General features: G+C 64.3%; 7 protein-coding genes. 4 read left to right on the top strand and 3 right to left on the bottom strand.

The features are described from left to right. The first annotated feature begins 18 nt into the window (after window positions 1–18). On the top strand, window positions 19–5,667 hold the full coding sequence (locus VZL07_RS28250) for an RHS repeat-associated core domain-containing protein (protein WP_426750917.1): 5,649 nt from the start codon (window positions 19–21) through the stop codon (window positions 5,665–5,667). After that, window positions 5,664–6,080 carry a hypothetical protein gene (locus VZL07_RS28245; protein WP_426750915.1) on the top strand — a complete coding sequence of 139 codons (417 nt, stop codon included), beginning with the start codon at window positions 5,664–5,666 and terminating at the stop codon, window positions 6,078–6,080. Before VZL07_RS28250 ends, VZL07_RS28245 begins: the two co-directional genes overlap by 4 nt. A 37-nt stretch (window positions 6,081–6,117) precedes the next feature. On the opposite strand, the gene VZL07_RS28240 is transcribed toward VZL07_RS28245, so the two are convergent. The 3 genes from VZL07_RS28240 to VZL07_RS28230 form a co-directional block, all read right to left on the bottom strand. Beyond that, window positions 6,118–7,683 carry a hypothetical protein gene (locus VZL07_RS28240; protein ID WP_426750913.1) on the bottom strand — a complete coding sequence of 522 codons (1,566 nt, stop codon included), beginning with the start codon at window positions 7,681–7,683 and terminating at the stop codon, window positions 6,118–6,120. Window positions 7,684–7,757: 74 nt separating this feature from the next. Continuing rightward, window positions 7,758–9,221, bottom strand: a complete 1,464-nt coding sequence (locus tag VZL07_RS28235; protein ID WP_426750912.1) for an MFS transporter — start codon at window positions 9,219–9,221, stop codon at window positions 7,758–7,760. 79 nt (window positions 9,222–9,300) lie between these two features. After that, on the bottom strand, window positions 9,301–9,981 hold the full coding sequence (locus tag VZL07_RS28230) for an NUDIX hydrolase (RefSeq protein WP_426750911.1): 681 nt from the start codon (window positions 9,979–9,981) through the stop codon (window positions 9,301–9,303). Window positions 9,982–10,124: 143 nt separating this feature from the next. Here VZL07_RS28230 and VZL07_RS28225 point away from each other — a divergent pair, with 143 nt between their 5' ends. Together VZL07_RS28225 and VZL07_RS28220 are read left to right on the top strand one after the other, a co-directional pair. Further along, window positions 10,125–12,509: a bifunctional metallophosphatase/5'-nucleotidase gene (locus VZL07_RS28225; RefSeq protein ID WP_426750910.1), complete on the top strand. Its 2,385-nt coding sequence runs from the start codon at window positions 10,125–10,127 to the stop codon at window positions 12,507–12,509. Continuing rightward, window positions 12,510–14,480 (top strand): hypothetical protein, encoded by a 1,971-nt coding sequence (locus VZL07_RS28220; protein WP_426750909.1) that lies wholly within the window; start codon window positions 12,510–12,512, stop codon window positions 14,478–14,480. It abuts the gene before it with no gap. Window positions 14,481–14,514: the final 34 nt, after the last annotated feature.

Below are 14,514 nucleotides of genomic sequence, written 5' to 3'. Positions count from 1 at the left end.
ATACACTTGAGGCATTTCATGAATTACGTGCGGCTCTCAACCGCGCTCGTGTTGCATGGGCTTTTGATTGCCCCCTGCGCGTTTGCACAAACATCCTCTTCGCTGGACGCAAAGGTCCAAGCACCAGAACTCGGCGAGCCTCAACGCGGAGCACTCGCAGGCCAGCTTGCGAGTGTCACGTTTGGTCCTGCCGATGTCAGCCGTGGAGCATTCAGTCTCCAGGCACCGTTTTCATACCCCACTGAACGCGGCGCCCCCATGGGGGCATTCTTCCCCACCTACGCCGTGGATAACGGACTGTCGGAGTGGGGCGCAGGTTGGCAAAACGCGCTCTCCTTCACGCGGTGGCGCGTGAAAGGCAGCCCCGACTACATCACCGATGAGCTCGCCGGTCCCTGGGGGCGGTTCGTGCCCGGAGACGACGGCTACTGGTATCCCAGCGGCCTAGATTCGATGATCCGCCTTGAGCACCTCGGCGACACCCTCATCGCGTACCACTCGGATGGGAGTCGATGGAGATTCGGAGGAACTCACCGAATTGTCACCCCTCGCGGGACTTGGTCGTGGTTCCTTGAAGAAGTCGTCACCGCAACAGGGCGGAAAACTCGCTTCGATTATGAGGCCAACGCTTCGGGACGAATGTTCCTCAAAATGGTCTCGTATGGCGGCGTCGGGGATGACTTCCAGCACCGCGTCCTGCTAGAATACGAACTGCTGCCTCATCCCTTTCGGGACTTTCGCTCAGGTCTAGAGTTGACGCTCGACCGACGAGTGTCCGCCGTCATTTCGCAAACGAAGCATGCAGTCACAGGCTCCTTCGAGGAGCGATGGCGACACGAGCCCACCTGGCAGGCAGATGAACTTGGCCCATCGTTCTACCTTCAGTCGGTTGTCCAGCGTTTTGCGTCAGGACAAACCGCCCCGCCATCAACGTACACGTATCAACTTGCTACCGAACGCCTTTCCATGGCGTCTCTCGAACGAGTGCCCAAGCTCGATGCCCTGTTCACGTCTTTTTCATCGGACGCGCTCCAGCCCAACCGGGGGACCCTGCTCGACATCAATGAGGACGGTCGAATTGACATCGAGCACCACGTAAGCAACACGCTGCTAGTTCAAGGGGATGATGGATTCGTTTACGAGCCACTCCCCCCTCGGCCGCCCGACGCGGCATGGGCCTGCCGCGCCCCCCAGTCATCCTTCAATCTGCCTCGCAACCTTGCGCAACTCCGTGCTGACGGCGAGTACCAGGTCGTAAGTCTCCAACCGTCTTCATTGCGGACGCAAACGACGCTCACCGTATGCAACCGTCTTGGCCAATCCTTGGCGGTCCAGACGATCCCTGGAGATTGGGAACTCGGGGCCAACGTTAAATTGGTGGACATCAACCGGGATCATCAGCCCGATATCGTCCGCGTCAGCAGCGGCGAGTATCGTGTCCTCCCTAATACCAGTACTGCGAGTACCTACGCCTTCGGCGCTCCGATTCAGGGAGCGCTCCATCCCGTCATCGCCCCTAATGCCTCATGGCTTCACGACTTCAATGGCGATGGAGTCCCGGACATCGTATCCCGGTACAGTGGCGGGCTCATGGTCTGGTTCGGATTGGGAAATGCCTCATTCCTGCAGAATGGCCAGCCATTCGAACTCCGAACGCTTTCAGGGCTGTCCCTCACGAATCTCTCCGACTTTCAACTCAACTTCATTGACATCAACCGAGATGGGCTCACGGACATTCTCCTCACCCGGATCTCCAGTCCAGCGACCATCCTGGTAGTCAATACAGGGACTCGCTTCCAAGAAGTCTCCGTGCCCGCCCTCGCAAGCGTAGGCATGTCCTTCAGTCGCCCAGTCATCGCGGACTTCTCTGGCAGCGGCAACGTCGAGGTCTCATACACGAGGCTGGAACAGTTCATCACACGTGCCTATCGAATTTCTCTCGACACGCCTGGTACCGGACTGATGCGCACCGCCAATGACGGCAAAGGTACAGTGCTGCATTTCGAATATGCGCAGAGTAACGCTACTCCTGGGGCACGGCAGCGCCAGCCGCTGCTTTCCGCGATGGAGATAGAGTCCTCCGGTCATGACACGGTTCGATTCACGTACAATCACCTGGAGCCCACTCTTCATACGCAAGGAAAATTCCTTGTTGGATTCAACAAGGTAACGCGAACAACCAGCACACAAGAGCACGACATCGAATTCCTCAATACTGATGACTATTCTGGACTGAGGACCAAGGAAGTTCGGCGAGATCCGCTCACGGTTGGGGTCTATGCATTCGAACAATGGGATTACGAAGATGCCCCTTTCCACGGGGTCAACAGGAAGCAACTCAAGGAAAACCTGCGTGGCTGGGCGTCCGACACCGCTGGCCACCTCGCTTCCGTGGAGAAGACGGAATACCAAGCTTACGCAATGGAGATCTGTCCTTCCACTGTGAAGCAGACGAATGAGCACGGAACACTGCTCATCGAGAAGTCACGCGCAACTGTTCCTGGGTTTGGCCCTGCGCTGCATTGCTTGGAGGAGACCATCCGCCACACAGGCATCCACACGGATCCCACGTTCGACTTCCGTCACGAAGTCCAGATTGCGCGCAACGCAGCCGGCCTCGCCACGGATGTCTACAGCGTCACACCAAGCCAGCCCCTGGCGCTGCAACACGTCACCTACTCGGCCGACTACATGATTTCTGCAATTACCCTACCGGGCCGAGGCACCACGCACTTCGAGTACGAGCCTGACTCCCGTATCTTGCGAGAAATCACCACTCCAGATGGCGTGATGACCCACGTGACGCAACGGCATCCCCTCAGCGATGCGATTCTGTCCTTGGAGAAGGATCGCGGTGCGCAGCAATACACACGCTATTTCCGGTACGATGGGTTGGAGCGCCTGGAGAAAGAGTGGGACAACCTCGCTGGCTCAGAGGCCCAACCCAAGCAGACCTACAGCTATCAGTATGCCACCGGGGTGGCTCCAGCATCCATCTTCATCTCAAGCCTGATTGACGAGCAGGATGGATCGGCGCAGGACAGCGTGTTGTTCGCCACTGCGGCGGGCGAGCAGGTCACGGAGGCCACACGCATTCCCGAAGGCTGGGTATTCGATGGCATCGTGGAGCGAAGAACTTCCGTTGCTGAAACGCGAACGTTTATGCGATCTACGATGCCCAGCACTGAGAACATTCTTGCATTGAACTACGCAGGGCTTTTCTCCGGGGGGCATTTCGTTGACTTTTCACGCAAGTCCACTTTCGGGCATGATGTCGCCACAACAAAATCACTTCACGCGGGCGTTGAGAAGCAGGTCGCGACGTCCCTGCGGTTGGATGCAGGACTGCTCCACCGCACCGCATGGGAGAATGGAACCCTCCGCACGCAAGTGACCCTGGATGCATCACAACGCCTCGTCGCACGTGAAGACGAAGCCAGCGTTCGCCATGCATTTCGCTACGATGCCCTCGGGCGAATGCGCCAGGTCGAACTACCGGACGGTAGTAAGCACCAAGCGCACTTCGACGACCATGGCCGAGTCTCGTTGATGATTCGCGAGGGCGTGGCGAACATCGAATACGCCTACGACCCACTCTCTGGTCTTCTCCTGCTCAAGCGATTCTCGTCTCCCTCGGGCGTCGTGCAGCGGCAGGTCACATTCACGCACGATTCGGCAGGTAGACTCGAGAGTGAAACCCATGCGGACTTCGCTGGCAGCGCTCCTCTCGTGTACCGATATTACCATGACGGAACGAGCCCTGAGCATCCGACGTTCCGCACCACCTTGGGACTCGTCTCAGCGATTCAGGGAGAGGGATATACCAAGCGGCTGGAGTACCGTTCAGACGGGCTCGTCTCCAGGCGAATTCTTCAGTTCCACGGCTGGCACACGGTTGAATGGTTATACACCTATGCAGCGACGGGCGACGTGCGCAGCGAGACCATGAAGCTGTGGAGCCCACAGGGACCGCTCCAGTCAAGCAACACCAAGTCCTGGCACTGGAACACCTATGGCCAGCTCTCGGAGCTGTATCTGAACGGGCAGCCGCTTGCCATCCTGGATTACAATGAGAATGGGCTGCCAACCACGATTGAATTCTCTACGGGTGGGAGCGCGTCGTTGGGTTATGACCCATTGACGCGAGAGGTGACTTCGCTCTCTCAGGTTGGGCTCAATTGGAGCGCCTCCACTTCATTGCGGCTGAACTCACGGGGCCTCATGAGTCACGAGTCGTTCTCACTCGGCGATACCCACTTGTTGCGTCAATATGGCCACTCGCCGCAGGGATTTCTCGTCAGCGCCGAGGATTCACAACACGTCTACAACTACGGCTTCGATGACTCTGGGCTCCCCACGTTCATTGAGGAACAAGAAGCGACGCGGGCCTTCTCACGCCAGGGCAATACGCTCATGGTTGGCGGAACACCCCATGTCTTCGACGCATTGGGGCGGACTATCTCCAAGGGAGACCTGTCGCTCATCTACGGCCCCAATGGACAGATTGCCACAGCGACACGCCCACCGGGCCAGTGGAACTACCTCTACGATGAGACGGGCCAGCGCATCCTCAAGCTCGTCGCGGGTATCCCAGTGGCAGGCTTTCTTGAGGGCGGCGTCTATCTGGACGCTTCCGGACTCACGGAGCCACTCCGTTTCGGTGGCCAACTGGTGGGCCTGCTCAAGAACGGGCAGTTCCAGATGGTGGCAACCGACCTGCGGGGAACCATCTTGGCTGACACCGATGGAACACCGCGGTGGGTCTCTCCGTTCGGAAATCGAAGTGCCCATCCCGACATCGCCGCGGCGCTCGACTACACTCAACATGGCTACGACGCGGATCTAGGCGTCATTCGCATGGGTGTGCGCGACTACGACCCGACAATCAATCGATTCCTGACGCCAGACCCACTCTACCTTGAAAGTCTGGAAAACTGCAGTGAAAAACCCGTCGAATGCAATCTCTACGGCTATGCCCGCAATGCGCCGCTGAACCTCGTTGACCCGTCGGGGCTCGACACAGTGGTGCTCCACGGCGGCGGTCCAGGAGATGCTAGTGGCGTGACATTGTTGGAAAGCACCGTTAAATCCCTCCTACCAGACGTACGGACCGTCGTCCCCAATAAGGTCCATGGAAGTGGCTGGTTCAGAAAGGATCCTGCGCCCGCGCAAGCCTTCGCCACCAACCATGTCCATGTGGACCAGTCCCAGAAGAACCTTGTGGGTTTTAGCCTAGGTGGAGACGCGGCCATCCTAGCGACGGCGGCGGCGGGGCCTCAGGGCGCATCCGACGTCAAGTGGAACAACGTCATCGTGTTCGGAGCGCGGGTCGACAGGATCATGGCCAACCTTGAGGCCGCTGCGAAGAACTCGGAGCATCTCATCATCGTCAACCTCGTCGGCGACCAGTACACAATCGGCGGTGGAAACAACATGTTCGGAGACCGTAAGGCTGAGTCGCTCGCCGACCAAATCATCCGTAGGTACGGCTCGCTGGAGGACTTCTCCAAGAAGTTTCCAAACGTCACGCTCGGAAGCGCGGAGGGGGCACATGGTGGTGCGGCCAATAGGGAGACCTCAATGACTTCGATTCGAGCCGCGTTTGAAGCCTCTCGCGAACGCTCCGGCACCCACACGATGCAGTTGCCCACGGAGCCTTCACCATGAAGCACGCCCCGCCTCCCACTCCATTGGGAAATGCGCGGGGCGCCAGGCCCCACGTCACGCGATGGGTCGGCGCTGCCGCCGCCTCAGCAAATACTGTGATCTATCTGGTCATCCTATTCCGTGAACTGCACGACGCGGGCAGCGGCCCCCTGCTCGAGCGAGCGAGGATGTTTACGGACGAAATTCCCGCCCCCATCAACCATTGGACGGCGCTGTTGAACCTCCCCGCATACCTTTCGGCCACCGTGGCCCTGGGGCTCATCGATGACCGAGCGTCGCTCGCTGCGGTGGTCGCACCCCAGCTCACGTTCGTGGTCGTGTCCTCACTCCAGACCGCGCTCATTGCTATGGGCATTTGCCGGCTATTGCAAGCCGGGCATGCCTTGTGGCTACGTCATCGGGCGATAGATTGAAATCAAGCGGAGGCTCCCGGCGACAGGGCCGGGAGCTTCACGCCGCCGTCTTCCACCCGGGGCGGCTGGGCGTCGTGCCCGATCCCGGCTCCGGGAAGCGCTGCATGCGCTGGATGCCATTCCGGTCCAGCACCAGGCGCACGAACTGGACGGACTCCTGGCTGCGCTCCTTCTCCTCCTCCACCACGGAGAAGCGGAACACCATGTCCACCGGGTAGCGCTTGGTGCCGCGGATGTGCCCCACGGACAGGTCCGCCAGGTCCACGTACTCCAGCGCCAGCTCCGGCTCGTCCATGTCGCGCAGGAAGCGCTCCACGTTGAGGCGGAGGATGTCCGTCACGCCCGTCAGGCCCCGCTGCGTGCGCGGCAGGTGCCGGGCGTCCAGGACAATCTGCTTCTGGTAGCGGATGACCGTCTCCGACAGCTCGCCCTGGGTGGCGGTGAGGAAGTCATCCTGCTGGCGCAGCGCGGACACCGTGTTCGGCACCTTCAGCGAGGGCCCGTAGTCCACGCGCTCCTCGCACGCGCCGATGACGCGCCCGGTGACGGGGTCCACCAGGTTCGTGGTGCGGTCCGCCAGGTGCATGGCCGCCACCCGGCTGAGCATGCGGCGCAGGCCCTCCTTGATGCGGTCCTTCACCATGTAGCCCACCACGAGGATGAGGAAGAAGTTGAGGCTGGCCTGCGCGTAGCGCTCCTGCGCCCAGAAGGCCACCGCGGTGGCGACCGTCATCGCCACGCCCGCGGCCAGCGCGAAGAGCATCTCCTCCCAGCCCTGCCGCTTCTGCCGCCGCTTCGACGACAGGAACAGCACGTTCATGCAGAACTTCTTCAGGAAGCCCAGCCGGAGGATGTACTCCTCGTTGTCGCCCGTGGGGCTGAGCACGCTGCGCAGCTGGTGCTCCTTGCGGTACGCCTCCTCCCGCAGCACCGCCTCCATCAGCCCCTTGCGCAGTCCGTGCCAGGGCTCGCCACGCGGCAGCGACTTCATGTCCGCCACCGCCCGCCGGAAGCCGCCCTCCACCAGGAGGCTGACGTACTCGTCCACCAGCCGCAGCGAGGCCCGCGAGCGCTCCTGCAGCCGCATCTCTCCCACCGCGCGCAGCCACGCGCGGAAGCGCTCCAGCACCTGAGACACGCCGTCCTGCATCGCCAGGACCTCGGACTCCAGCACCGCACACGCGTCGGTGGGCAGGGCCCCCGGCCCCTCGCAGCGCGACTCCACGCCCGTGGCGAAGCGGCGCAGCGCCCCGCGCAGCACGCACGACAGCAGCTTGGCCTGGTAGACGACGTCCTTCTCCGCCCCCATCCCCGTGCGCAGCCACGCCTCCAGGCGCACTAGCGGTGAGGTCTCCGAGCTGAGCAGCTCGCTCACCGCCATCACCGGCGTTTTGAAGCGCACGTAGTTGTGGATGTCCGCGTAGAAGTCCGCGCGCGGGTACGTCTCCGCGTCGATGTTCAGGCTCCCGGGCAGGAAGAGGTACGCCTCCACGAGGTAGCGTGTCTCGTCCGCCCCGGAGGGCTGGTACTCGAGCTTTATCTCGAACTGCTTCCGGTCATGGACCTCGAAGCGGCTCTGCAGGGGTGCGGGTGACTGGGACACGGCAGGAGTCTACGTTACATCCCTGTCACGCGGGAGTGACCCCAACGTCACGCATCGTTGGGGCCGCACGGACATCACCCTTCAGTGCCGGTTCGGTTGGCCGGTGCCGCGGGAGGAACCGGCAGGGTGGCCGGAACGGGCGTGGACTTCGGCTGCGGCCGGGCGTTCCACACCTGGGTGGCCAGCAGCAGGCCCACGAAGGACAGCGGCAGCATGGCGTAGGGCCAGTTGCTCCAGTTGGCCGCGAGCTTCGCCTCGTCCCCTGACGGAAGGATGGAGCCCAAAAGGACGGACTGCAGCGCGGTGCCCGCGTACACGGCGCCGTCGATGATGCCCACCGCGAGGCCCGCGTTCTTCTTCCCGCCGAAGTCCATGCTCGCCGTGCCGGACAGCATGCCGTGCACGCCGATGACACACAGCGACATGAAGATGACCGTCCAGCCCAGGAAGGCGTTCTCCAGCACGAACACGGAGATGACGGCGCCCAGCGACATGCCGCCGTAGAGCACGGCGGACACGGGGCCGCGCCGCGAGTCGAAGACGCGGTCGCTGATGACGCCGGCGAACATGCCGCCGGTGATGCCGGCCACGCACAGCAGCATGCCCCAGTTGGCCGCCACGAAGGTCTCCGCGAGGCCCGTCGCCTTCGCGAACTTGGGGTACCACTGCATGATGGCGTTGCGCATGAAGCCGCTGCAGAACTCGATGCAGAGGATGATGATGATGGCCCGGTTGGTCAGCATCTTCTTCAGCACGTCCACCACGCCGAGCTGAGGCCCCGTCTCCCCGGACGACGCGTCCGCGGTGTCGAAGTCCACGTGCCCCGCCTGGCTGGGCGTGTCGCGGATGACGAAGAAGTCCACCACCAGGAACACGACGAGGATGGCCGCGGGCACGAAGAACGCCCAGTACGTGGGCGCCGCATTCACGATGAGCCGGCTCCAGTCGTAGGCGAAGTAGATGCCCAGGGAAATGAGGATGCCGAACACGCCGCCCAGCAGGCCGCGCTCACGCACGTGGAACCAGGCCGCGTTCACCTTGACGATGGAGACCGCGCCGAAGCTCTGGAAGTACATGTTGACGGCGTAGAGGAACGACAGCGTCGCCACCAGGCCGCCCGGCGGCGCCCAGTTCCGCGTCAGCACCGCGTACACCACGCCGCCCATGGCCAGGTTGGCCAGCGCCGAGCCGGCCGCGGACATCAGGATGGTCTTCCGGCCGCCGAGCTTGTCCGTCAGCGGGCCGTTGAGGAGGAAGGCCACGCCGTACACCGCGGTGCCCCACGCGAAGATGGTGCCGAAGTCCGCGTTGGAGGTGCGGTCCCCCATGGCGCTGGTGGCCACGTTGAGGTTGTAGCGCCCCATGTAGAGGAACGCGTACGTCATGCCCAGCGGGAACCAGTTGAAGAGCCGGCGGCGCTTGAAGGCCTCCGAGTGTCCCAGCTCCACCTTCGGCAGGCGCGCGAGGACGAGGCCAATGGCCCCCAGGAGGATGAGGATAGGCAGGAACTGGGCCAGCCAGGGGGGCAGCGACGACATGCAGCAACCTCTGCGGTGGATTTCGGGACGCCGCGCACCCTACCCCGGCACGCGGCCGTGCGAAACCCGTGCGCGCCCGTCAGGGCTGAAGGGCGAGCAGCCGCGTCAGGGCCACCTCCGTCTTCGCATCCGGGATGTCACCGCGCCGGCACGCTTCCAACACCTCGAGGATGGGGCGCCACTGCAGCTGCGTGCCCTCCTCCAGCGGCGAGCCATCCCCTTCGGGCTCCTCGGGCGACACATCGGTGACGTCCACCGCCGCGGGAAAGACCTTCTCCGACAGGATGCCCGGCGCGAGGAAGAACGAACCTCCGAGCAGCTGGATGGCCTCGGGCCGCACCGGGTAGCCCGCCTCTTCGTGGACCTCCGCCGCCGCGCGACGGCGCAGGCCGTCCTCGCCCTTGTCCTCCGGCTCCAGCAGCCCCGCGACGATTTCTTCCACACGCAAGTAGCCGGACGCGGGGTCCGGAACGGTCATCGCGCCGCGGTTGTCCTTCCGGAAATACGCCGCGGGCCGGAGGTTCATCCGCGTCAGGACCTCCAGGCCTGACGCACCGCGGCGGTAGACGAGCACCGCCACCGCGTCCAGGCGGGGCCGGTCCACCACATCCACCCGGTACATGGGAGAGGACGAACCGTCCGCGCGCCGGTTGCGGCACCGCAGCCTCCGAACCCTGAGAAAGCCCTCGTCGCACCTCGCGGTAGACGAGAAATCCTCGATGATCTCGATGTCAGTCACACTGGAATGACGCTGCCGCATGTCCGCCTGCTCTCCTGGGGAGTAGGAACGCCACTGGCAGGAACCCGGCCCGACATGGTGGCGTTGCTTGCTCGACAAAGCTTGATCCCGTACCTTGCGCCCGCTTTACCGCTGTCCTCCCCCTGAAACACGGAATTCTCTTGATGCGTCGCCTCCTGCTCGGCCTCAGCTGCGCCCTGGCCTCTGCTTCGTGCATGCCGGTGTTGGAAGGCCAGGATTACAACCTCGAGGGGCAGGAGGTGCGCCTGACGCTCCTTCATACCTCGGACATCCACTCGCGCCTCATCCCCTATGACTTCGCGCCGTTGAAGACGGACGTGGACCTGGGGACCGTCCCCGAGGCGGGCCCCTTCGGTGGCGCCACGCGCATGGGCGCGCTGCTCAAGCGCGAGCGCGCCCAGGGCGAGCGCGTGCTGCACGTGGACTCGGGCGACTGCTTCCAGGGCGCGCCCATCTTCAACCTCAACACCGGCGAGGTGGAGTTCAAGTTCCTCTCGCAGGCCCGGCTGGACGCGGCCGTCGTGGGCAACCACGAGTTCGACGCGGGCCTCCTCAACTTCACCGAGATGGCCCGGCAGCACGCGACGTTCCCGCTGCTGGCCGCCAACTACTTCTGGGATGACTGGCGGTCGAACGGCAACCACCAGACGGCCCTGGAAGTGGAGCCGTACACCATCCGCAACGTGAAGGGCCTGCGGGTGGCCATCATCGGCATGGCCAACCTCTCGTCGCTCAACTCCATCGTCGAGGGCGGCAACAGCCTGCAGGTGACGCCGCTGGAGCAGAACGAGGTGGCGCGCGCCTACGTGGAGCTGCTGCGCCCCGTGTCGGACCTCATCGTCCTGGTCAGCCACCTGGGCCTCCACGAGGACCAGGACGTCATCCATGGCTACGAGGCCTATTACGAGTACGAGCGCGCCAAGCCCTTCGTGGAGCGCTCGAAGGAGCCCTGGCAGGTGCTGGAGTGGTTCGGCCCCGAGGGTGACGACAAGTCCGTGGTGCGCGTGCGCATCCCCGGCGTGGTGGGCGTGGACGCCATCATGGGCGGCCACCTGCACGTCGTGCTCAACCCGCCGCAGCTGCTCACCGACCCGGCGGGCCGCAAGGTGGTGCTCGCGCACTCCGGCGCCTTCGCCAAGTACGTGGGCCGGCTGGAGCTCGTGGTGAAGATGCCGGATGTGCTCGGCAGCGGCGAGGGCGGAGAGATCATCAGCCAGGACTACCGCGTCTTCCCCATGGACGCCCTGTGGTGCGACGACGCGATGCGCCGCTTCCGCCACGACCCCAACGTGTTCTGGGAAGAGGGCCAGTTCCTCAGTGACGAGCGGGTCCGCCAGGCCATCCAGGAGTGCAAGAACCAGGAGGACCGGATGACCACCCATCTGCTCCAGCCGTACATCCTGGGCATGGACTTCAACCTGCAGCTGACGTCCATCTTCTCCTACGCGCCGCGCGACGTGCAGCGCCGCAACAACTCCACGGGTGGTGACTCGCCGCTGGGCAACATCGCGGCGGACTCCATGCGCAAGCGCCGCCGCGTCGAGGCGGAGATGGCGCTCACCAACTCGCTGGGCATCCGCGACAACCTCTATGCCGGCGTGGTGACGCAGGAGTCGATGTTCAACGTGTTCCCGTTCGAGAACACCATCAACATCATGTACCTCTCCGGTAAGGAGATGCAGGAGCTGTTCGACTTCGTCACCGAGCGCTCCGCGGAGCGTGGCTGCGTCAGCCAGGCCCAGATTTCCGGCGCCCGCTTCACCATGGACTGCGCCCAGGTGCAGGTGAACGACCTGCAGATTGCCTGCAACCCCGCGCTCAACGGCACCGACTGCCCCAACCAGGACCGCCAGGGCCACGCGCCGTGGCAGTGCCTGGTGGACCAGAGCACGAACGCGAACGTGGGCCGCTGCTACGCGCACCCGGGTACCGACATCGAGATCAACGGCAAGCCGCTGGACCCGACGGGCACCTACAAGATCGCCGTCAACGACTACATCGCCAAGGGTGGCTCGGGCTTCAACGTGCTCAAGCGCAACACCACCCGCATCGAGACGGGCATCTCGCTGCGCGACTCGCTCATCGGCTACATGCAGGGCTTCTGCACCTGCGAGGACATCCTCGCGGGGCGGCAGACGTCCAAGACGGGCCACTACTGCGGCAACCTCATCAACGGCCGCTGGACGGTGAACGAGCAGGTGGTGGGCTACTGCCGCGCCGCCTCCGAGTTCAAGGCCGCGCTGGAGCGCGAGGTGGGCAGCTGCACCTGCAGCGACCTGCTGTCGCTTCCCGCGGACGCGGCGGAGCGCTGCGGCGTGCCGGGCCTGACGGCCGAGGACATCCAGAGCCAGTGCAATGTGCCGGACGGCCCGTACACCGGCCGCTGCAGCTGCCGCGACGTGCTGGCGGGCAACAACCCCATCTGCGGCACGGTGACGAACCAGCTGCGGACTTTCTGTGAGAACCCCACCGCCATGTCCATCGCGGACGCGGTGGAGGACTCTCGTATCGGCCGGAGGGTGAAGTAAATGAAGCGCCTGCTCTTCCTGTCGGCCCTGGCGGCGGCCGGCTGCTACACCGAAGAAACGCCCGAGCCCAACGGCGTCGCCTCCTTCCAGGTCACCCTCCAGGGCATCTACACCGGCGGCACCCGCACGCCGCTGCCGGTGGTGAATGAGTGCGCCGACGCGCACGGTGGCCAGGACCAGGTGCCGCTGGAGATCCGCGGCACGGAGAACTGCCGGCTGGCCCTGCCCCGCACGCCGGTGGACTTCGACGTGGAGATCACCGCCCTGGACGCGAAGGGCCAGCCCATGGAGTCCTTCAACGGGCCCGTGTCCTTCCGTACGGTGCCGGGCAACCTGGTGGGCGAGTACCGCTACCGGTGGACGCAGCTCACCAACGGCCGGGGCGCCGGCACGGTGCGCGCCGGCCAGCTCTATGGTGACGCCCACGTGTGGGTGCAGGACGAGCCCCCGCAGGTGGACTACGCCGACGGACAGATCGTCCCCGGCGAGCTGCCCGAGGAGCCGGCGACGCGCACCCACTCCACCGGCCTGTCGCGGCTCATGAAGTTCGAGGAGCCGACCATCGCCACGGTCCAGGTTCCGCAAGACGGCGAGCAACTCACCGCCTACGCGGGGACGTACATGCGCCTCGGACGTAACCCGGAGGCTGGCCCCCCCCTGCTTCAGAATTGCCCCGAGGGCGACCCGAACGACAAACAGCCAGTCACGCTGCTGGTGACGGGCACGGACCCGAGCGGCTTCTTCGTCACTGACCTGACCGCCTGTCGCGTCCGCGAGGACAGCATTCCGGGCGCCAACATCCAGACGAGAGAGCCGGACGGCTACTATCCCGGTCGCTTCAACTCGCTCTACATCTACAACTACTCCTTCCCCGAGGGGCTGGACGCGGGTGACCTGGTGTGGTCGGTTTCCGGCTCCGTGCAGGAGTTCACCGCCACCACGCAGCTCACCTTCCCTGCGTGGACGGTGCGCGAGCGCGTCCGGCTGCTGCCACAGACGGAGTGGGACAAGTACCTGAAGCTGGTGACTCCGGTTGAGATCAACGGCCGCCTGTGCGGTTACAGCGCCTCGCTCTACATCACCGACCCACTGTGTGGTTACAGCTACGACAACTACAAGATGGAGGGCCTGGAGTCGTCGCTGGTGAAGCTCTCTCGCGTGAAGTTCCCGCGCGTCTTCCACAACTGCGACGCCAACGGCAACGGCACCGTGCCCTTCTTCTGCCCCAACACCCGCGCGGGGACGTGGGGCAGCTGCGGCACGGACAACCCGAACGACCCGGACATCGCCGAGCGCCAGTGCAACATCGACTGCACCCTGGGCATCGGCGAGTTCGCCGGCGTCCACTGCACGGAGCGCAACACGTACAACGGCTTCGGACAGTTCGTGGTGGAGATGAACCCCACGGGCGCCGCCGCGGCCGGGCTCGATGAGTCCGTCCCAGCGCGCATCCAGACCTTCACCGCCGAGGTGAACGCGGACCCGACCGTCGTCACCTGGGCGCAGTCCGGGAGCTTCGCGAGGGGCACCCCCATCAACGTCTCGTGCGACAAGCCGGCCAACGTGCGCTTCAGCGCCAGCGGCACGCCGGTGGCGCTGCCCGCCAACACCCCGCTGCAGCACACGATGGGCACGGGCGAGAGCATGGTGTTCGCCTCCGTGCAGAACCGCGAGGACGGCACGCTCACCTGCAAGGCGGCGGCGGACGCGCGCACCCGCATCAACCTGGTGACGAAGGACGCGGTGCCGGACCTCAACCCCGACTGCAACAGGGAGGACCCGGATGCCGAGGCGGCCGAGCAGTGCCGCTTCCTGCAGGAGGCCACCTTCGACGTCGTGGGTCACCTGCGGCAGGTGAGCGCCGCCCGGCCCCGCTGGAACGTGCTGCCTCGCGACCAGGACGACATCTGCTGCTACCCGGGCCCGGGTCTGGAGTGCCCGCGGCCCATCCGGCCTTGCGTCAATCCGTAGTCTTTTGATGATTCTCGCGACCCGGTGACGGGAA

Origin of the sequence: Pseudomyxococcus flavus (assembly GCF_050038885.1) — a bacterium.
Classification (GTDB): Bacteria; Myxococcota; Myxococcia; order Myxococcales; family Myxococcaceae; genus Myxococcus; species Myxococcus flavus.
Note: the sequence above shows the minus strand (reverse complement) of the source record. Positions and strands in the feature narration are given on the sequence as shown.